At 72.9% G+C, this 19,241-nt stretch carries 17 protein-coding genes; 4 read left to right on the forward strand and 13 right to left on the reverse strand.

The window, feature by feature from the left end:
- The first annotated feature begins 302 nt into the window (after nt 1–302).
- Both WA762_RS31670 and WA762_RS35805 read left to right on the forward strand, forming a co-directional pair.
- The gene (locus tag WA762_RS31670) at nt 303–701 is read left to right on the forward strand and encodes a GNAT family N-acetyltransferase (protein ID WP_335940598.1); all 399 of its coding nucleotides are present in this window, start codon (nt 303–305) and stop codon (nt 699–701) included.
- On the forward strand, nt 656–1,399 hold the full coding sequence (locus WA762_RS35805) for a transposase (protein ID WP_443080725.1): 744 nt from the start codon (nt 656–658) through the stop codon (nt 1,397–1,399). Before WA762_RS31670 ends, WA762_RS35805 begins: the two co-directional genes overlap by 46 nt.
- On the opposite strand, the gene WA762_RS31675 is transcribed toward WA762_RS35805, so the two are convergent.
- The 7 genes from WA762_RS31675 to WA762_RS31705 form a co-directional block, all read right to left on the reverse strand.
- Nucleotides 1,353–2,546 (reverse strand): sensor histidine kinase, encoded by a 1,194-nt coding sequence (locus tag WA762_RS31675; protein WP_335940624.1) that lies wholly within the window; start codon nt 2,544–2,546, stop codon nt 1,353–1,355. The genes WA762_RS35805 and WA762_RS31675 overlap by 47 nt on opposite strands.
- 131 nt (nt 2,547–2,677) lie before the next feature.
- Nucleotides 2,678–3,442 carry an ABC transporter permease gene (locus WA762_RS31680; RefSeq protein WP_335940600.1) on the reverse strand — a complete coding sequence of 255 codons (765 nt, stop codon included), beginning with the start codon at nt 3,440–3,442 and terminating at the stop codon, nt 2,678–2,680.
- A complete protein-coding gene (locus WA762_RS31685; protein WP_335940602.1) occupies nt 3,436–4,374 on the reverse strand; it encodes an ABC transporter ATP-binding protein in 939 nt (312 codons plus the stop codon). Before WA762_RS31685 ends, WA762_RS31680 begins: the two co-directional genes overlap by 7 nt.
- A 268-nt stretch (nt 4,375–4,642) precedes the next feature.
- Entirely contained in the window at nt 4,643–6,691 is a 2,049-nt protein-coding gene (locus WA762_RS31690) for a peptidoglycan binding domain-containing protein (protein ID WP_335940604.1), read from the reverse strand.
- Between the two features lie 175 nt (nt 6,692–6,866).
- Nucleotides 6,867–7,313, reverse strand: coding sequence for a DUF6113 family protein (locus tag WA762_RS31695; protein ID WP_335940606.1), 447 nt, complete (start codon nt 7,311–7,313; stop codon nt 6,867–6,869).
- The gene (mshB, locus tag WA762_RS31700; protein WP_335940608.1) at nt 7,310–8,302 is read right to left on the reverse strand and encodes an N-acetyl-1-D-myo-inositol-2-amino-2-deoxy-alpha-D-glucopyranoside deacetylase; all 993 of its coding nucleotides are present in this window, start codon (nt 8,300–8,302) and stop codon (nt 7,310–7,312) included. The genes WA762_RS31695 and mshB overlap by 4 nt, the downstream gene beginning before the upstream one ends.
- 266 nt (nt 8,303–8,568) lie before the next feature.
- The gene (locus WA762_RS31705) at nt 8,569–8,763 is read right to left on the reverse strand and encodes a hypothetical protein (RefSeq protein WP_335940610.1); all 195 of its coding nucleotides are present in this window, start codon (nt 8,761–8,763) and stop codon (nt 8,569–8,571) included.
- A 165-nt stretch (nt 8,764–8,928) separates the two neighbouring features.
- Between WA762_RS31705 and WA762_RS31710 the strand changes: the two genes are divergently transcribed.
- Nucleotides 8,929–11,061 (forward strand): S9 family peptidase, encoded by a 2,133-nt coding sequence (locus tag WA762_RS31710; RefSeq protein ID WP_335940611.1) that lies wholly within the window; start codon nt 8,929–8,931, stop codon nt 11,059–11,061.
- A gap of 18 nt (nt 11,062–11,079) precedes the next feature.
- On the opposite strand, the gene WA762_RS31715 is transcribed toward WA762_RS31710, so the two are convergent.
- The 6 genes from WA762_RS31715 to WA762_RS31740 form a co-directional block, all read right to left on the reverse strand.
- Nucleotides 11,080–12,309 (reverse strand): hypothetical protein, encoded by a 1,230-nt coding sequence (locus tag WA762_RS31715; protein WP_335940612.1) that lies wholly within the window; start codon nt 12,307–12,309, stop codon nt 11,080–11,082.
- A gap of 117 nt (nt 12,310–12,426) precedes the next feature.
- Nucleotides 12,427–13,641: an ABC transporter ATP-binding protein gene (locus WA762_RS31720; RefSeq protein WP_335940613.1), complete on the reverse strand. Its 1,215-nt coding sequence runs from the start codon at nt 13,639–13,641 to the stop codon at nt 12,427–12,429.
- Nucleotides 13,631–14,608 carry an ABC transporter ATP-binding protein gene (locus WA762_RS31725; protein WP_335940614.1) on the reverse strand — a complete coding sequence of 326 codons (978 nt, stop codon included), beginning with the start codon at nt 14,606–14,608 and terminating at the stop codon, nt 13,631–13,633. The genes WA762_RS31720 and WA762_RS31725 overlap by 11 nt, the downstream gene beginning before the upstream one ends.
- Before the next feature lie 14 nt (nt 14,609–14,622).
- Nucleotides 14,623–15,597: an ABC transporter permease gene (locus WA762_RS31730; RefSeq protein WP_335940615.1), complete on the reverse strand. Its 975-nt coding sequence runs from the start codon at nt 15,595–15,597 to the stop codon at nt 14,623–14,625.
- A complete protein-coding gene (locus WA762_RS31735) occupies nt 15,590–16,513 on the reverse strand; it encodes an ABC transporter permease (RefSeq protein ID WP_335940617.1) in 924 nt (307 codons plus the stop codon). The genes WA762_RS31730 and WA762_RS31735 overlap by 8 nt, the downstream gene beginning before the upstream one ends.
- Before the next feature lie 160 nt (nt 16,514–16,673).
- Nucleotides 16,674–18,299 carry a peptide ABC transporter substrate-binding protein gene (locus WA762_RS31740; RefSeq protein WP_335940619.1) on the reverse strand — a complete coding sequence of 542 codons (1,626 nt, stop codon included), beginning with the start codon at nt 18,297–18,299 and terminating at the stop codon, nt 16,674–16,676.
- A gap of 344 nt (nt 18,300–18,643) precedes the next feature.
- Between WA762_RS31740 and WA762_RS31745 the strand changes: the two genes are divergently transcribed.
- Nucleotides 18,644–19,168 carry a hypothetical protein gene (locus tag WA762_RS31745; RefSeq protein ID WP_335940622.1) on the forward strand — a complete coding sequence of 175 codons (525 nt, stop codon included), beginning with the start codon at nt 18,644–18,646 and terminating at the stop codon, nt 19,166–19,168.
- Nucleotides 19,169–19,241: the final 73 nt, after the last annotated feature.

Consider the following 19,241-nt stretch of genomic DNA (forward strand, 5'->3'; position numbering starts at 1 on the left):
AACTGTCCCGCGATCCGGGCCATGACCTGGTCGAACATCGCCCGCCAGCGGACAGGGTCTACGCTATGGCCTGCGGCCACCGCACGATCTTCAGGAGTCCACACAACCCCCGATGATCACGCGGTGGCCGTACCCATTCCCGGCTGGGCCCACCGCAAGATCACGAAACCAGACTGGAGTATTAGGCGGTCGCTAATGGTGGAGTCGGGTATTGGAACTCCCGGAATGCCTCTGGCTGAAAGGGGCATAGGCCCCGAAAAAAGAGGGCTGAGCCGGATGTCTCTTGACCTACGATGCGGCCCATGGTGATCACGTATGAGTGGCGCGGCGACTTCGACAACGCTGCCGTCAACGCGCTTCACGCGGAGGCGTTCGGTCACGTCCAGATGCCCATCGATTGGCAGGCACAAGTGCACCGTCACAGCCTCGGCTGGGTCTGTGCCCGGGAAGGCGGCAGGCTCGTAGGGTTTGTCAACGTTGCCTGGGACGGTGGCGTCCATGCCTTCGTTCTCGACACGATGGTCGCTCAGGACGTGCGCAAGGCCGGCGTCGGGACCGGACTCGTGACGACCGCAGTGCAAGGCGCCCGTGCAGCGGACTGTGAATGGCTCCACGTTGACTTTGACGAGCATCTGCGTCCCTTCTACTTCGACGCGTGCGGCTTCAGACCCACGGACGCAGGGCTCATCGCCCTGCGCTAGTTCACGCTTGCTCCGCAGTCGTCCGGCGGCATCTGCCGGAGACGTTCGGCGTCGCGCCGGCGACGGCGCATCGCCGGTCCACCGCGTGGACCCGGGCGAGGCTGTGGCGTCGGCTCCACCGGGCAGTTCTGGACGGATTCGGTGCGCGGGGCGAGCTGGACTGGGCCTCGGCGATCGTCGACGCCGCCTCGGTCCGGGCCAGAAGGAGAGCACGCTGGCCGAACCCGGTCGTTCGCGGCAAGAAGTGCAGCGAACCGCACGTGCCGTCCCAGGCCCAGGGCATCCCTCTGGCCGTTGCGGTGTCCGGTGCGAACACCCACGACAGCCTGGCCCTCAAGCCACTGATCCGCGGCATACCCGCCGTCCCCTCCCGACGCGGGCCGCGGCGGCGCCGCCCCGTCAAACTCCGGGTGCACAAGGCGTACTTCTCCGCCGAACGCCTCGCCTGGCCGCGCGAACGCGGACTCGTCCCACGCATCGCACGTCCCGGGATCGAATCGAGCGAGCGGCTCGGCCGGCACCGCTGGAAGATCGAGCGGTCGATCGCCTGGCTGTTCGGCTACCGCCGGCTCACGGTCCCCGCACCAGAGACTTGCACGAACTTGCGCCGGCTCCAGGCCCCCACCGGCCCACCCGCGCGAGGCACTCCGGTCAGGCCCCCTCCGCCGGCTCCGGGGCCGGGCCCAGGGGAACGGTGAGGACGAGCGCGAAGCCCTTGCCGGAGGCGGGGTGGGCGGGGCGGGCGGTCATGGCGCCGCCGACCGCGGCGAGGCGTTCGGCGATGCCGGTGAGGCCGTTGCCGGGGGCGGCGCCCGAGGGGCCGGCGCCGTCGTCCTCGACGGTGAGCTCCAGGACCCTGCCGTCCAGGGTCTGGCGCGGGGCGAGGCCGACCGCGCAGGAGCGGGCGCCGCTGTGGCGCACCACGTTCGTGACTGCTTCCCGCAGCGCCCAGGCGAGCGCCTCCTCCGCCTGCTCGGGGACGCCGTCGGGGGCCTCGGGCGGGACGTCGGCGGCGATGCCCGCCGCGGCGAGGGCGGTGCGGGCGCCGGCCAGTTCGCCGGGGAGCGTGGGCCTGCGGTAGCCGGTGACCGCGCCGCGCACGTCGGCCAGGGCCTGGCGGCTCACCCGCTCGATGTCCGCGACCTGGGCGGCGGCCGCCTCCGGGTGGCCGGGGAGCATCCGTCCGGCCAGTTCACTCTTGAGCGTGATCAGGGAGAGCGAGTGCCCCAGGAGATCGTGCAGGTCCCGGGCGAGCCTCAACCGTTCCTCGTTGGCGGCGAGTTGGGCGACGGTCGCGCGGGCCTCGCGCAGCTCGACCGTGGTGCGGACCAGTTGTTGCACACCGGCCATGGAGAAGCCGCCGAGCAGGGCCGGGAAGAGCAGGGAGACGATGGTCTCGCGGGGGTGGCCGTCGGCCAGGCCGAGGCCCGCCATGACGGCCGTGACGCCGGGAATGAGCCAGCGGGACGTCCGCGGCGGCAGGGTGGCGCCGACCGAGACCGCCACGTACACGAAGAGGACCAGCCACGCCGTGCCGAGCGTGAGCGTGAGGACGACGGAGAGCGCGCCGAGGAAGGCGATCGTCCCCCGGACGAGGCGCCGGCCCGTCGGCCTCGCCGTGTGGCGGAAGACCAGCACCAGGTACGAGGCGACGAAGACCACCAGACCGAGCGCGCCGCAGCCCGTCGCCCACCCGGTGTGCCGGCCGTCGACGAGGTCCGTCACCGGGGCGCTCATGAACGCGAGCCAGATGCCGATCCAGAACAGCTTGATCCAGACCTGTCGTCGGCCCCCGGGCGGGCGGCCGACGCCGACGTCCGTACCGCCGCCGGGGACCGTGGTCACGCCACCGGCCGCCGCCGTTCCGATCCCGCCGGGAGCCGCCGCTGTGCCACCCCAGCCGGGGGTCGCCGCCGTGCCGCCGGGAGCCGCTCCCGTGCCGCTCCAACCGGTCGCCGCCGTCGTACCGTCGTCGTTCACGCCTTCCGAGTGTCCTTCCGGTAGAGCCAGGCCGCGCCGCCCGCGAAGACCAGGAAGGAGACGCAGAGGATGCCGACGTCCCTGGCGTGCGGCGCGTTCCCCGCCTCGATCGCCTGGCCCAGAGCAGCGTACGCGCGGGTGGGCACCCACTCCGAGACGCTCCGGAGCCACTGCGGGAAGGTCGTGGTGGGCATCCACAGGCCGCCGAGGATGGACAGCCCGAAGTAGACGATCATGGTGAGCGGGCGGACCGCGTCGCCGTCGGCGAGATAGCCGATGGCCACCCCGAGCGCGGCGAACACCAGCGAACCGGCCCAGACGACCCCGGTCAGCGCGAACCACTGCCAGGTCTCCACCCGCACGCCCTTGACGACGGCGGCGACCAGGAAGAGGACCACGATGCAGGGCAGGGTGACGATCGCCGCGCCCGCGGTCTTCGCCAGGACGTAGCCGCGTCCGGGCAGGGCGGTCAGCCGCAGCTGGCGGATCCAGCCGTTCTCCCGTTCCTTCGCGATGCGTTCGCTGTTGCCCATGAGGACGGCGGTCAGCGCGCCGAACGACGCCATCGAGACCATGAAGTACGCGGGGAAGCTCAGACCGGTGCCCGGGATGCGGCCGGTGGTGCTCTGGGGGCCCGCGATCAGCAGGTAGATCACCGACGGGTAGATGACCGAGAAGAACAAGAACTTCTTGTTCCGCAGGGTGCGGGCGACTTCGAGCCGGGTCAGGGACCAGGAGGGGAAGGTCGGGAGGTTCAGCATGCGGTCCTGGCCTCCTCGGCCTCGGTGAGAGCGACGAAGGCCTGTTCCAGGCCGATTCCGGTGACCTCCAGCCCGCGCGGGCGGAGGCCGAGCGCGTAGACGGCGTGGACGGTGGCGTCGGCGTCGTGCGACTGGATGCGGACCCGGCCGCCGCGGATGTCGAGCGAGGCGAGGTGCGGCAGCCCGCGCAGCGCCGTCTCGTCGAACGGGCCGTCCAGTTCGAAGGAGACCCGGCGGGCCCCGGCCCGCGCCTTGATCTCGGCGGCGGTGCCGTCGGCGAGGAGGCGGCCCCGGTGGAGGACGAGGACGCGGTCCGCGATCGCGTCGGCCTCTTCGAGGTAGTGGGTGGCGAACAGCACGGTGCGGCCCTGTTCGGCCTGGACCCGCATGGTGGCCCAGAACTCCTGGCGGGCGGTGACGTCCATGCCGGTGGTCGGCTCGTCGAGGACGATCAGGTCGTTGTCCCCGGCGGTCGCGAGCGCGAACCGCACCCGCTGCTCCTGGCCGCCGGAGAGCTTGTTGACCATACGGTCGGCGATCCTGCCGAGACCGGCCCGGGACAGGACCTCGTCCACCGGGTGGGGCCTGGGGTGCAGCTCGCAGGCCAGGCGCACCAGTTCCCCGACCTTGACGTCCTCCATCAGGCCGCCGGTCTGGAGCATCGCGCCGACCCGCCCGGCGGTGACGGCCTCGCGCGGGGTCATGCCGAAGAGCCGGACCGTGCCGGAGTCGGCGGTGCGCAGGCCCAGCAGCAGATCCAGCGCGGAGGACTTCCCGGCCCCGTTCGGACCGAGGAGCGCCACGGTCTCGCCGGGGCGCAGTGCGAGTGTGAGGCCGTCCACGGCGCGCACCTCGCCGTAGGACTTGCTGACCCGGTCGAAGGCGACCGCGGCGGTCGTCGCCGGGATGGCCTCGGTGGCTGTCGTCGTCATGCGTCCAGCGTCACGGAACGGGGGGCCGGCCCGGCAGGGCCGCCGGTCGTGGAAACGGGATGACAGATGTCATGCCGGAGGCGGTGAGGGGACATCGCGTACACGTACACGCACACGGCCGGGCGCGACGCGCGACGTGGAAGGCCCCAGGCGGGGCGCCCGAGGCGGAAAAGCCGCCACCCCCGGCCGGAGGTCCGGGCGGGGGCGGCGGGTGCGGGTTTCGCTTCCGGGGGTCCGGGCCGGGCGGGGCGCGGGCCGGGCGGCCGGGTCAGCCGTTGCCGTCGAGGCTGATGACGGCGGTCCGCTCGGCGGGGGTTTTGCCGAGCAGGGCGCTCTGCATGGCCGCCGCGACGTCGTCGGCGTTGAGCTGGTGCTTCTTGCCGTCGCCCTTGGTGACCATGATGCCGTCGAAGACGCCGTCGCACAGGGTGTCGATGGCCTTCTTGTCGTAGTGCTGGACCAGCTTGCCGTCGACCGGCACCATCGACAGGATCTGCGGCAGCGACCTGGCGGGGCCGAACTGGATCTGCTTGGGACCGGCCTGGATGGTGATCAGCCCGGACATCGCGGGCTCCGCGAACTCCTTCATCGCCCGGTCCAGTTCGGCCTTGGTGATGGTGGGTTCGCGGGTGGTGACGGGCAGTTGCACGGTGGCCGCCCGGCCGGTCTGCACCTGCGCCCGGTACGCGTCGCGCACCGAGATCATCGACTGGTTGACGTCCAGGGCCTTGCCCGCCTTGCCGGGCACCGCGACGGCCTTGTTGGGCTTGAACTCGATCGTGCCGTCGCTCGCGGAGCCGGAGACGCCCGCCAGGTCCGTCAGCGCGACGCCGAGCTTCTCCTCGTCGACCGGGATCACCGGGTCGACGACGCGCTTCTGGCCGAAGAGGGAGCCGATGACGGACATCGGGTTGTAGTCGCTGCCGGCGGCGGAGCGCACGGTCTCCTGGCTGTCCAGGGCGAGTCCGGCCCGGTCCGGCACGAGTTCGGTCTTCTTGCCGTCCACGGACAGCTGGAGGGGCGCCACGGCGCGCTTGCCGAGGGCGGCGTCCAGCTTCGCGACGGCCTCGTCCTTCGTGCCGCCGCCGATGTCGACGCCGAGGACGGTGGTGCCCTTCGGGACCTCGGAGTGGTTCACCAGCAGCCCGGCCCCGTACGCGACGGCGAGCAGGCCGACGACGCCCGCGCCGAGCAGGACCAGCTTGGAGCGGCCCTTCTTCTTCGCGGGACCGGACGACGGGGCGGGGGCGGGCGACGGGGCCGCGGCGGGCGTGCCCACCGGGCCGGTGCCCATCGCGTCCTCCTCGACCCGGTGCCCCGCCTCGGCGCGCCGGGCGCCGAGACCGCCGGGGCCGCCCGCGCCCGGGAACGGATGCGGGGAGCGCTGCTCCGGCTTGATGACCGGGATGCCGCTGGTGAGCGTGTCACCGGAGACGTTGCCGTCGGCGCCGGCCCGGACCGCGGCGGCGAACTGCGGCGTCAGCTCCGCCGTGTCGTCGGACAGCCGGGGAACCGGGTCCGCGCTCAGCGGCGAGGCGCCGGTCGCCGGTCCCGTGGTGGGGCCGGTGGGGCCGGGCGTACGGACCCCGAGGTCCGGCGTGGGGCGCGGACCGGCCGCGGGGCCGGCGGGGGTCCCGACGCCGAAGTCGTCGAGGGCGCTGCCGCCGCCGGGGCGGGGCGCGTCCGGTACGCCGGTCCGCTGCGGACCGTCCGAGAAGTACGGCAGGTCGGCCCGGGGCGGGGTGGCCCCCGCGCCCTCGCGGGCGCCCGCACCGCCCACGCCGCCCGTGCCGCCGGCGGCCGGGGAGCCGGCCGCGCCGCCCGCCGGCCCGCCCGCGACCGGGGTCTTCGGGCCGGTGACCGAGGTGCTCATGGGGGGCTTGCGCGGGGCGAACCAGTCGCTGCCGCCCTTGTCCTTGGCGGCCGGCTTCTCCGGGGCCGGTTCCGCGGGCGCCGGGGCGGGCGCGGCGTCGGCGCCGGGGACGGCGTCGGACGTGTCCGACGCCACCGGGCCGGGGCGCGGGACGGTGCCGGTGCGCTCGGCGTCGGCGCCCTCGCCCATGGGCGTGCGCATCACCACGGGCGGGATGGGACGCGAGCCCGGAATGTTGATCCGGATACGCGTCGTCAGGGTCGTCTCGGTGCGCGGCTCCTCGGGCCGCTTCCGGTCCCCGGACTCCGCGTCCCCGTCCGGGGCGTCCTGCGAGGGGTGCGGCGACGGATACTGGCGGGATCCGTACGGCGGCGTCCCCGAGGGGTACGCGGTTCCTCCGCGCCCCTGGGTCCCGGAGGACGAACTGTCAGTTTCACGACTCAAAGCAGGTTCTCCCGATTGGCTCCGCCGCCCGTACGCCCCCCATGCCGCGGGCCAGGGGGACGGCTCGGCGCGCGAACCACCATACTGGCCAGCGTCGACGTCCCCCCGCGACCGGGGGAGACGAACGCATGAACCCCTGACGGGCCAGGGGCGTTACGGGATCGGCCGTGGCACCTTACTTGCCAGGTCGGCCACTGTCGGCGCCCGGCCGGGGCGCCCGCGACATGGTGGCACAGATCACAGCGATGGCCATCCCGCCCAGCATGAAGAGGGCGAGACCCACCACGTCGCCGAAGACATAGTCGCCTTCCGGCCGTCCTCCGAGCAGCACCACGATCGAAATCAGCCACCCCGCCGCCGGCGCCAGAGCACCGAGTTGAGTGCCGAAGATCAGCCGCCCGCCATGGAACAGTCCGGCGCAGGCCGCGAGCGCGAGCAGCAGCCCGCCGGGGAACCAGGCCGCCTGGACGAGCGCGCCGGCGATCCCGACGAGCGCGCCGAGGACGGCGAGGCCCACATAGACGCCGATCCGGCCGGGTGCGAGGGGGGCGGCCAGGCCGGTGGCCGGCGCCTCCCGGGAGGGCGCGCCGGAGCGTGCCGCGCGCTGCCTGCCGTCGCTCATCGTCCCGCTCCCGCCTCGGCCGCGGCCCCGGGCCCGGTCGCCGCGCCCGTGCCGGCGGTCTCCCGCGCACCGGCGGCCGGCGCGCCCGCGGCCGGTTCCGCGCCCGGCACGCCCGCGAACAGGTCGTCCTCCAGCAGTCCCTCGGGAGCGCCGGGGACGCCCCGCGCCAACTCGTAGTACTCGGTGGTCAGGACGGGCTGGCCGAGGTCGTTGGAGAGGGCGAAGAAGTCGCCGTCCACAACGATCTGCGTGGCGTGGGCGCGCATCGCCGCGCGCTTGGCCTCCGCGTGGGCCGAGCCGTCGATCCGCGTCGTGATCCGGGCCTCGTCGACCACGCCCGGCACGTCCTCGACGGCGGCGATCCCGGGGAAGGCGTCCGGCGCCGTCTCCCGCAGACGGGCGAAGCCCGCCTCGACGACCGGGCGCGGCACCCGGTTCCAGTAGATCTTGGCGATGGTGTGCGGGTCGCCCGGGACGGCGGTGTACGCGGGGTCGGCGGCCAGCTCGGCCGCGCGCATCGCGACGCGGTGCGCCTGGATGTGGTCGGGGTGCCCGTAGCCGCCGTCGGGGTCGTAGGCGACGAGGACCTGCGGGCGCACCGAGCGGATCACCGTCACGAGGTGCGCGGCGGCCTCGTCCACGTCCGCGGACCAGAAGGAGCCGGGGCGGTGGTTCTGCTCGGCGCCCATCATCCCGGAGTCGCGGTAGCGGCCGGGGCCGCCGAGGAAGCGGTGGTCGGTGACCCCCAGCTCCCGCATGGCGGCGGCGAGTTCGCCCCGGCGGTGGGGGCCGAGGGCGTCGTCCCGGTCCGCCGCGAGACGGGCGAGGGCGGGCGGGATGACCTCGCCCTCCTCGCCGAGCGTGCAGGTCACCAGCGTGACCCGGGCGCCCTCGGCCGCGTACCTGGCCATGGTGGCGCCGTTGTTGATCGACTCGTCGTCGGGGTGCGCGTGCACCAGAAGCAGGCGCCGGGCTGGGTGGTCCGTCATGGGGACCACCCTACGAGCCGAGCGCCTGGAGAACCGACCGCGCCCGCGTTCCGGCCGTCGGCGTGGGCAGCCGCGACCGGCCCCCCTGACCGCACCGCGGCGCCGTCGCGCCGGGCCCCGGAGGCCGTTCTCGCGTCTCGCGCGCTTGCGGGGCCGTGCCCCGGGCCCGTCAGAGCCCGCGTGCCGTCGAGCGACGCCTCAGGGGCGCGCTCCCGTGCCGCCGGACCGTACCTCGGAACCGTGCCCGCAAGCCGTCGGGGCGCGCCTCAGAACTTGAGGCCGCCGATCATGCCTGCCACGTTCGTGGTCAGGTTCGAGATGCTGGGCGCGATGGACGAGCTGGCGAGATAGAAACCGAGCAGCGCGCAGACCACCGCATGTCCGGCCTTCAGTCCGGATTTCCGGATCAGCAGGAAGACGACGATCGCCAGCAGCACCACCGCCGAAATCGAGAGTGCCACGGCGGTTCACCTCCATCAGTACGGTCGGGACGGGCAGCACACGTGGAGCCAGCAGGTTCATACCCACCGAGCGCTACGGATCATAACTATCCGTGCCACCGCATTGATCGGGGCACGGCAGCACGAGGGGCGCACGACCGGGCGGTCGGGAGCTAGGTTCGGGCCATGACTTCGCAGAAGATCTCATTTCCTCGCCAGCACGCCAGGACGATGCGCTTCACGCTGGGCGCTCCGCGCGCGTTCACCATCTCACCCGACGGGGAGCGGGTGGTCTTTCTTCGGTCAGGTTCCGGCACCGACCGGTCGGGCCGGCTGTGGGTGCTGGACCTGCCGGAGGGCGGCGCTCCGCAGGAGCGCGTCGTCGCCGATCCCGAGGTGTTGCTGGGCGGTTCGTCGGAGCGGCTGTCGGCCCAGGAGCGCGCCCGGCGCGAGCGCAGCCGCGAGGGGGGCGCGGGGATCGTCGGCTACGCGGTCGACGCGGCCGTCGAGCTGGCCGCCTTCGCGCTCTCGGGGAAGGTGTACGTCGCGGAGCTCCGGGCGGGCACCGCGCGGGCGCTGCCGGTGCCGGGCCCGGTGATCGACCCCCGCCCGTCGCCGGACGGGCGGCACATCGCGTACGCGTCCGGGGGCGCGCTGCGCGTCGTGGGCTCCGACGGCGAGGGCGACCGGGCGCTGGCGGAGCCGGAGGACGGGAACGTCACGTACGGCCTGGCGGAGTTCATCGCCGCCGAGGAGATGCAGCGCTCGCGGGGCTTCTGGTGGTCGCCGGAATCCGACCGGCTGCTGGTCGCCCGGGTCGACGACAGCCCGGTGCGGCGGTGGTGGATCGCGGATCCCGCCCACCCGGACCGCAGGCCCGCCGAGATCGCCTACCCGACGGCGGGGACGCCCAACGCCGAGGTGCGGCTCTTCCTGACCGGCCTGGACGGCAGCCGGACCGAGGTGGTCTGGGACCGCGCCCGGCACCCGTACCTGGCGCAGGTGCACTGGTCCTCGGCGGGCGCGCCGCTGCTCCTGGTGCAGGCCCGGGACCAGCGCAGCCAGCTCCACCTCGCGGTGGACACGGAGACCGGGGCGACGCGCACGGTCCACGTGGACGAGGATCCAATCTGGCTGGAAATTTTCCCTGGAGTGCCCGCCTGGGCGCCGGATGGACGGCTGGTCCGGATCGCGGACGAGGGCGGGGCACGGGTGCTCGCGGTCGGCGACCGGCTGCTGACCGGAGCGAAGCTGCATCTCCAGTCGGTCCTGGACATCGGCGATTCGGACATTCTGATCGCGGCGTCGGCGGGCGAGGAGGCCCCGGAGCCGGAGACCGGCGAGACCCATGTGTACCGGGTCAACGAGCTGGGCGTGGAGCGGGTCTCCGAGGGCGCGGGGGTGCACTCGGCCGTCCGCGCGGGCGAGGTCACGGTGCTGGTCTCCCAGTCGCTCCGGTGGCCGGGGGTGCGCGCCGAGGTGTTCCGGGGCGGCAAGCGGATCGCCGCCGTCGCGAACTTCGCCCAGGAACCGGTGATTTCGCCTCGGGTGCGGCTCACCGAGGGGGGCGCACGCCGGATTCCGTGCGCCGTGCTGCTCCCCCGTGACTACCAGGAGTCGGACGGTCCGCTGCCGGTGCTGATGGATCCGTACGGCGGACCGCATGCCCGCCGGGTGCTCGCGGCGCACAACGCGTATCTGACCTCGCAGTGGTTCGCGGACCAGGGCTTCGCGGTGGTCGTCGCGGACGGCCGGGGCACCCCGGGGCGCTCGCCGGCCTGGGAGAAGGCCGTCAGGGACGATCTCGTCCTGACCGTGGACGACCAGGTCGAGGCGGTGCGCGCGCTGGCCGGCGAGTACCCGCTGGACCTCGGCAGGGTGGCCGTGCGCGGCTGGTCGTTCGGCGGATATCTGGCGGCGCTGGCGGCGCTGCGGCGGCCGGACGTGTTCCACGCGGCGGTGGTGGGCGCGCCGGTGACCGACCTGCGTCTGTACGACACCCACTACACCGAGCGCTATCTCGGCGACCCCGCCGAGCAGCCGGAGGTGTACGCCCGCAACTCGCTGCTGACGGACGACGGGCTCTCGGAAGCGGCGGAGCAGGTGCGGCCGATGATGATCGTGCACGGGCTGGCGGACGACAACGTGGTGGTCGCGCACTCGCTCAGGCTGTCGTCGGCGCTGCTGGCGGCGGGACGTCCGCACGAGGTGCTGCCGCTCAGCGGGGTGACGCACATGACCCCGCAGGAGCAGGTGGCGGAGAACCTGCTGCTGCTCCAGGTGGACTTCCTGAAGCGGTCGCTGGGCCTGCGGGACTGAGCCGCCCGCGCCCCGGCGTCACCAGCCCGGCGGCTGGGAGGGCGGCGGGGGCGGCTGGTTCGGCGGAGGCGGCGGCTGGTACGGGGGCCGGTACGAGGGCGGGGGCTGATACGAGGGCGGGGGCGGCGTCCCGTAGGGGCCGTTGCCGGGGCCCGGAGCGCCGTATCCGGGCCCCTGGGGCCGCCCGGGGCCCGGAGCCCCGCCGGGCCCGTCTCCCGGCCCCTGGCCCGCCCCCTGGTCCTGCCCGTGCCCCGGGGTGCGACCGGGGCCCTGCCCGTAGGCCGGGTCGTGGCCCTGGTACCCCTGTCCGTAGGCCGGGTCGTAGCCCTGGTACGGCGGGACGGGGGCGTCGGCCGGGCCCCTGCGGGCCAGCACCAGGAGCACGACCACCGCGGCGAACGCCTCGAACAACCAGCTGAGCACCCTGAGTTGGTCCTCGGTCGGCAGTTCGCCGAAGTGCTCCAGCATGTTGTAGTGCGCGGCGGTGACCACGGCCAGCACCCCGTTCAGCAGCAGCAGTCCGGCGGCGACGAGACCGAACGGCCGGGTGTGCGGGGCGCGGGCGAGCGCGCTCACCGCCGTGAACAGACAGAGCAGGACGAGGAGCGCGTTGCGCCAGCCGGGCGGCGCGTCGGTCAGGGCCTGCCAGAACCGCTCCCCGCCCACGAACCAGCCGGGGAGGAGCTCGGGAAGCTTCACCGTCTGGCGGATCTCCCAGGCGGCGACGATCGCCGCCGAGGCGCCCAGCAGCAGGAAGGCGGTCACGCTCGCGCCCTGTCCCGGCCGGTCCGGGACGCGTTCGCCGAAACCGGCCGCCGGACGCCGTCCCGCGCCGACCGTGATGAGCAGCGCGATCCCGGCCGCGAGGGCCGCGAAGGCGCTGACCATGGCGAGGGTGCTCAGTCCGTCGGAGAACCGGCCGTGCGCCCCGGGGCTCCCGATGGTCCAGAGCCCGGGAAGCCGTACGGCGAAGGTGACCACTCCGGTGACGACGAGCGCGCCGGACGCCGCCGCCGACCGCAGCGCCGCGAGGGCCACGACGACGTACATCACCAGCAGCGCCACGTCGTCGGCCGATGTGGCCGGCGCCGTGGACAGCCGCGCGTCGTAGTAGCCGGCCCAGTACCGCAGCACCTGTCCCGGATCGTCGGCCGCGCCGAGGTCCCGCAACAGCCAGCCCGCGACGATCGCCGCGAGCAGGGCGCAGAGAACGGCCCCGGTTGCCCTTGCCCCCCGTGTCAGTATCACCCGAGCGATACTCCCCCGTCCCCGTGTGCCCGGCAAGGGGTCCGCCCGGGATGTCGCGCGAACGAGCGCACGGCCGACGGGAGTTGGCCCCGGCCGGGCCACGGCGCGGACGCGGGATCAGCCCGCCCGGCCGGTCCCGGGGGGCGGCGCCCCGCCCCCGCCGCTCGCTCCGTCCTCCCCGCCGGGCCCGGCGTCCCGGGCCTCCCGGCGGCCCGGCACGTCCGTTCCGGCCGCCCCGCCCGCCGGCACCACCCGCAGCTCCTCCGCGAAGTGGCAGGCCGAGTCGTGCCGGGCCGGGCCCCGCGCCGACCGGAAGGCCTCCGGGACGGCCAGCGCCGGCGTCTCCCGCGCGCACCGCTCCCGCGCCTTCCAGCAGCGGGTCCGGAAGCGGCAGCCGGAGGGCGGGTCGGCGGGCGAGGGGACGTCGCCGTGCAGGATGATCCGCTCCCGCCGCGCGCGGGCCCCCGGGTCCGGCACCGGCACGGCGGACAGCAGCGCCTGGGTGTACGGGTGCGTCGGGTGGTCGTAGATCTGCGCGTCGGTGCCGATCTCGACGATCCGGCCCAGGTACATCACGCCGACCCGGTCCGAGATGTGCCGGACGATCGACAGGTCGTGCGCGATGAAGACATAGCTCAGCCCGAACTCCCTCTGGAGCCGGGCCAGCAGATTGACGACCTGCGCCTGTACGGAGACGTCGAGCGCGGAGACCGGCTCGTCGGCCACGATGATCTCCGGGTTGAGCGCGAGGCCGCGGGCGATGCCGATGCGCTGGCGCTGGCCGCCGGAGAACTGGTGCGGATAGCGGTTGATGTACTCCGGGTTCAGGCCGACGACGTCCAGCAGCTCCCGCACCCGGCGGCGGCGGTCGCCCTTCGGCGCCACCTCGGGGTGGATCTCGTACGGCTCCCCGATGATGTCGCCCACCGTCATGCGCGGGTTCAGCGAGGTGTACGGGTCCTGGAACACCATCTGGATGTTCCGGCGCACCGCCTTCAGGGCGCGTCCCGACAGCCGGGTGATGTCCTCGCCCTTGTAGGTGATCGCGCCGGCCGTCGGTCGTTCCAGGTGCACCAGCATCCGGGCCACGGTGGACTTGCCGCAGCCGGACTCCCCCACGATGCCGAGCGTCTCGCCGGCCGCCAGATCGAAGGAGACCCCGTCGACCGCCTTGACCGCGCCGATCTGCCTCTTGAACAGGATGCCCCGGGTCAGCGGGTAGTGCTTGACCAGGTCCCGGACCCGGAGGATCGGCTCGCCGCCCGGGCGGGCGCCGCCCCGGCCGGCGTCCGCCGCCCCCTCCGCCGCGCGCGTCGGCCGGTCAGCTCGCATCGAGCGTCTCCTTCCAGAAGTGGCAGGCGCTCTCGCGGTCGGCGGACACCTCGTACAGCGGCGGCACCTGGGTCCGGCAGACGTCCCGGGCCAGCGGGCAGCGCGGATGGAAGGCGCAGCCGGGCGGGATGCGCAGCAGGCTGGGCGGCAGGCCCTTGATCGCGTACAGCTCCCGGCCCTTCCGGTCCAGCCGGGGGATCGAGCGGAGCAGGCCCTGGGTGTAGGGGTGGGCGGGGGCCCGGTAGATGTCGTGCACGGGGGCCGATTCGACGATCCGGCCCGCGTACATCACGGCGATCCGGTCCGCGACGTCGGCGACCACGCCCAGGTCGTGGGTGATCAGGATCAGGCCCATGTCCAGCTCGCGGCGGAGTTCGTCGAGCAGGTCCATCACCTGGGCCTGGACGGTGACGTCGAGGGCGGTGGTGGGTTCGTCCGCGATGATCAGCGAGGGTTCCAGGGCCAGCGCCATGGCGATCATGACGCGCTGGCGCATCCCGCCGGAGAACTGGTGCGGGTAGTCGCGGACGCGGTCCCGGGCGGCCGGGATGCGGACCCGGTCCATGAGCTCCACGGCCTCGGCCCGGGCGTCCCGGCGGGACATCCCCCGGTGCACGGTGAACATCTCGCCGAGCTGCTCCCCCACGGTGAGCACGGGGTTGAGGGAGGACAGGGCGTCCTGGAAGATCATGGCCATCTCCCGGCCGCGGATCCCGCGGCGTTCGTCCCTGCCCAGCTTCAGCAGGTCGCGGCCCTTGAAGAGGATCTCGCCGCCGGTGATCCGGGCCGGGGGCGTGTCGAGGATGCCCATGACGGCCTGCGCGGTGACGGACTTGCCGGAGCCGGACTCGCCGAGGACGGCCAGGGTCTCGCCCTCGTCCACCGCGTAGGCGACTCCGTTGACGGCCTTGGCGACGCCGTCGCGGGTGTGGAACTCCACGTGCAGATCACGTACTTCGAGCAGCATGACGGCGGGGCTCCTCAGCGCAGCTTGGGGTCGAGGGCGTCGCGCACCGCGTCGCCGAGCATGATGAAGGCGAGCACCGTGACCGCCAGGGCCCCGGCGGGCCAGAGCAGCATGTGCGGGGCGTTGCGGATGTACGGGGAGGCGGCGGAGATGTCGATGCCCCAGGAGACGGCCGGGGGTTTCAGGCCGACGCCGAGGAACGAGAGGGTCGCCTCCAGCGCGACGTAGGTGCCGAGCGCGATGGTCGCGACGACGATCACCGGGGCGACGGCGTTGGGGGCGATGTGGCGCAGCAGCATCCGGGGGTTGGAGGCGCCGAGTGCCCGGGCCGCCTGCACGTAGTCGTTCTGTTTGGCGGTGATCACGGCCCCGCGGGCGATGCGGGCGATCTGCGGCCAGCCCAGCAGCACGATGAAGCCGATCACCGGCCAGACGGTGGAGCTGGTGACGACGGAGAGGAAGACCAGCCCGCCGAGGACCACGGGGATGCCGAAGAAGACGTCGGTGACGCGGGAGAGCACGGCGTCCCACCAGCCGCCGAAGAACCCGGCCAGGCCGCCGAGGACGCCGCCGAGCAGGGCGACGCCGAGGGTGGCGCAGACGCCGACGGTGACCGAGTTCCTGGCCCCGTGGACGGTACGGGTGTAGACGTCGCAGCCCTGCCCGTCGAAGCCGAAGGGGTGTCCGGGCCGGGGACCGTCCTGGGCCCGGGCGAGGTCGCAGTCGAGCGGGTCCTGTCCGGCGATCAGCGACGGCCAGACCGAGATGACCACCAGGAACAGGATGATCAGGGCGGAGACCAGGAAGACCGGGTTGCGGCTCAGGTCCCGCCAGGCGTCGGACCACAGGCTGCGCGGCTTCCCGGCGGGGCCGGTGCCCTCGGGACCGCCGGGCGTCCTCTCCAGGGTGGTGCCCTCTTCCAGGGCGAGGTCCATCGCGCCTCCCGCCCCGGCCGACGAGATCGCCTCGTCCGGTGTCTGTTCAGGCATAGCGGATCCTCGGGTCGAGTACGGCGTACAGCAGGTCGACGATCAGGTTGGCCGCGAGGAAGACGAGGACCAGGACGGTCACGAATCCGACGACGGTCTGGGAGTTCTGGCGCAGGATGCCCTGGTAGAGCTGGTAGCCCACGCCGTGGATGTTGAAGATCCGCTCGGTGACGATCGCCCCGCCCATCAGGGCGCCGATGTCGGTGCCGATGAAGGTGACGACGGGGATCAGCGAGTTGCGCAGCAGGTGCCGGACGACGACGCGGCGCCGGGGCAGTCCCTTGGCGACGGCGGTGCGGACGTAGTCGGCGCGGGAGTTCTCCGCGATCGAGGTCCGGGTGAGCCGGGTGACGTAGGCCAGGGAGACGGAGGCGAGGACGAGCCCGGGGACGATGAGCGAGTCGATGGGGGCCTCCGGGGGGACGGAGGGTCTGATGACGCCCCACTGCACGCCCAGCAGGAGCTGGAGCAGCAGTCCGGTGACGAAGGTCGGGACGGAGATGACGACCAGGGTCAGGACGAGGACGGCGGTGTCGACGGGGCGGCCCCGGCGCAGCCCGGTGACGACGCCGAGGCTGATGCCGATGACGATCTCGAAGACGATCGCGACGAGGGTCAGCCGGATCGTGACGGGGAAGGCGCCGCCCATCAGCTCGGTGACCTTCTGCCCGTTGAAGGCGGTGCCGAAGTCGCCGGTGAAGACGTGGCCCATGTAGGTCGCGTACTGCTGCCAGACGGGCTTGTCGAGGCCGAGTTCCGAGCGGAGCCGGGCGGCGGTCGCCGGGTCGCACCGGCGCTCGCCGCAGAGGCCCGCGACGGGGTCGCCCATCACGTTCACCATGAGGAAGATCAGCAGCGTGGCGCCGACGAAGACCGGGATCATCTGCAGCAGTCGCCGGATCACATAACGTCCCATGAAGGGCTCCGGGGGTCGCGGGGGGACGGAGGCTCGGGGCGGAGGGGCGGGGCGGCCGGGGGGCCGAGGCGGAGAAACGGGGCGGCAGGGCGGCCAGGGGCGGCGGGGCGGGGCCCGTCCCGGGCGGCGGGTCCGGCGCGTGCGCGCGGCCGCCGGGCGGTCACTTGACCCTGATCTGCTCGTACACCGGGACGCTGAACTGGTTGAGCGACACCTGGGTCAGCCGGTCCGAGTAGCCCGCGCTGCCGTTCTGGTACCAGAGCGGGATGGCGGGCATCTGCTCGGCCAGGACCTTCTCCGCGTCCTGGAAGGTCACCAGGGCCCTGCTGCGGTCGCTCTCGGCGTTGGCCCGGTCGACCAGCCCGTCGAACTTCCGGTTGCTCCACTTGCCGTCGTTGGAGGAGGCGTCGGTGTAGTAGAGGGGCTGGAGGAAGTTCTGGATCAGCGGGTAGTCCATCTGCCAGCCGGCCCGCCAGGCCCCGGTCGGCTTCTGCCGGGACACCTGGTCGCGGAAGTCCGCGAAGGTGCCGACCGGTGAGCCGACGCAGGCGTTGTTGTCGCCCATCACCCGGTTGATGCTGTTGCAGACGGCGTCGACCCATTCCTTGTGGGAGCCGGTGTCCGCGTTGTACGTGATCGTGAGCCGGCCGCCGGGGATGCCGCCGCCCTCCTGGATCAGCTTCTTGGCGCGGGCCGCGTCGAACTCGCAGGGCGCGCCGCACAGCCCCGCCTTGAAGCCGCCCTGCGCGCCGAGGACCGGGGAGGTCCAGTCGGTGGCCGGGGTGCGGGTGTTCTGGAAGATCTGGTGGGTGATCTGCTCCCGGTTGACGGCCATCGACAGCCCCTGGCGGACCTTGACCGCGTCGGCGCGGGCCCACCTCCGGTCGTAGAAGGGGAAGGCCAGGGTCTGGATGATGCCGGCCGGGGTGTTGATGTACCGGGAGCCGAGGTCGGTCCTGACGTTCTTCAGCTGGGCGGCGGGCACGTCGTCGACGAGGTCGAGGTTCCCGGCCGTCAGATCGGTGTAGGCGGTGTTGCCGTCGGTGTAGACCTGGAGGTCGATGCCGCCGTTCCGCGCCTTGTCGGGACCGGGGTACGCGTCCCATCGGCGCAGGCTCATCGCCGCGCCCCTGGTGTACGAGTCGACGGTGTACGGGCCGTTGCCGACGGGCTTGGCCAGCCAGCCGGCGTGGTCGGTGAAGAAGGCGCGGGGCAGCGGGGCGAAGGCCGGATAGCCGAGGGTGTCGGGCCAGAGGGAGAACTTCTGCGACAGCCTCACGGCGAAGGTCCGGGCGTCGACGAGCCGGAGGCCGGAGAGCGTGCTCGCCGTGGCGGCGCCGTGGTCGGGGTGGACCTTGTCGTAGCCGTCGATGTACCCGAAGAAGTAGGCGTTCTTCTGATTGCTCTTCAGCCGGGCGCCGTAGTTCCAGGCGTCCACGAAGGACCGCGCGGTGACCTTCTCGCCGTTGCTGAACGTCCAGCCGTCCTTCACGGTGATCGTGAAGTTCTGGTTGTCCTCGGTGGCGATCCGCTCGGCGAGCATGTCGACGGCCGCGCCGGTTCTCGGGTCGTACCGCTTGAGCCCCCGGAAGATCATGTCGAGGACCTTGCTGCCCTGCACCTCGTTGGTGTTCGCCGGCTCCAGCGGGTTCTGCGGGTCGCCCCAGGAGGACCGCACGATGCCGTCGGGGCCGCCGCGGAGCGGGGTGCCCCCGCCGCACGCCGCCGCCGCCAGGGCGAGGACCGCCGCGCATGCCGCCCATCCGGCCCGTGTGGCTCCGCGCATGGAGTGCCTCCTCCTCGTGATCCGTTTCACTTGCGCCCAAATATCACCCCCATGTCAGCACCCATGCATTTTGTCTGCGCCCGTACGTGTTTATCCGTCACCTGTCTGTCGGGGGGCGGGGACCGCGCCGCGCCGGTCGCGCCGACCGGGAGGGAGCCGGGATCCGAGGCCGCGCGTCACCGGACCGGCACCGTCCCGGGACATGACGACGGGTCCGTCCGTGTTCCGCAACCGAACCTCAACAGTCACTCAAATCCCGTGCGTACTCGGGAACTTGGCTGGAAGAATATGGCGTGTACCTCACAAGAACGCCTCGGATCCGGAGGATCTACGTGAAGCGTGTCATGAGCACCGTTCTCTCCACCGCTCTGCTGAGCGCCGGAGTCGTGGCGGTGTCCGCCACGCCGGCCGCGGCCGGCGCCATCTGCGACGGGCCGCCGGTCTACTCGATCGGCGACAAGAAGACCGTCTGGCGCGCGACCAATGTGCACAGCGACTGGGCGAAGCCGGGCGTGACCATCAGCTACGCCAAGAACAAGACCGGAACCTGGACGGCGACCGGCACCGCGACCGTCGGCACCGAGGCGGGCGTCATCTTCGCCAAGGCGTCGGCCTCGTTCAGCGTCTCGGTCGGCAAGTCCTGGGCGAAGTCCGACACCTGGACGTACTCGGCCAAGGTCGCGAAGAAGAAGGGCAAGAGCCGGGGCCGCCTGATGATGTACCACGAGGCGAAGGGCTTCAGCGTCACCAAGTACCGCTTCCAGCCCAAGTTCGGCGGCGGCTGCGAGAAGGTGAAGGTCTGGAAGAAGTCCAACAACGTCGCCCCGGTCAAGCGGAACAACAACCTGTGGGGCATCCAGTACCAGTAGGCCCGCCCCGCGGCCGGTCGGCACATCGCCGGTCGACGCACCGTCGGTGACAGCGGAGGACGACGGTACGCCG

The organism is Streptomyces tyrfis (genome assembly GCF_037034285.1).
In the GTDB taxonomy this organism is placed as follows: domain Bacteria; phylum Actinomycetota; class Actinomycetes; order Streptomycetales; family Streptomycetaceae; genus Streptomyces.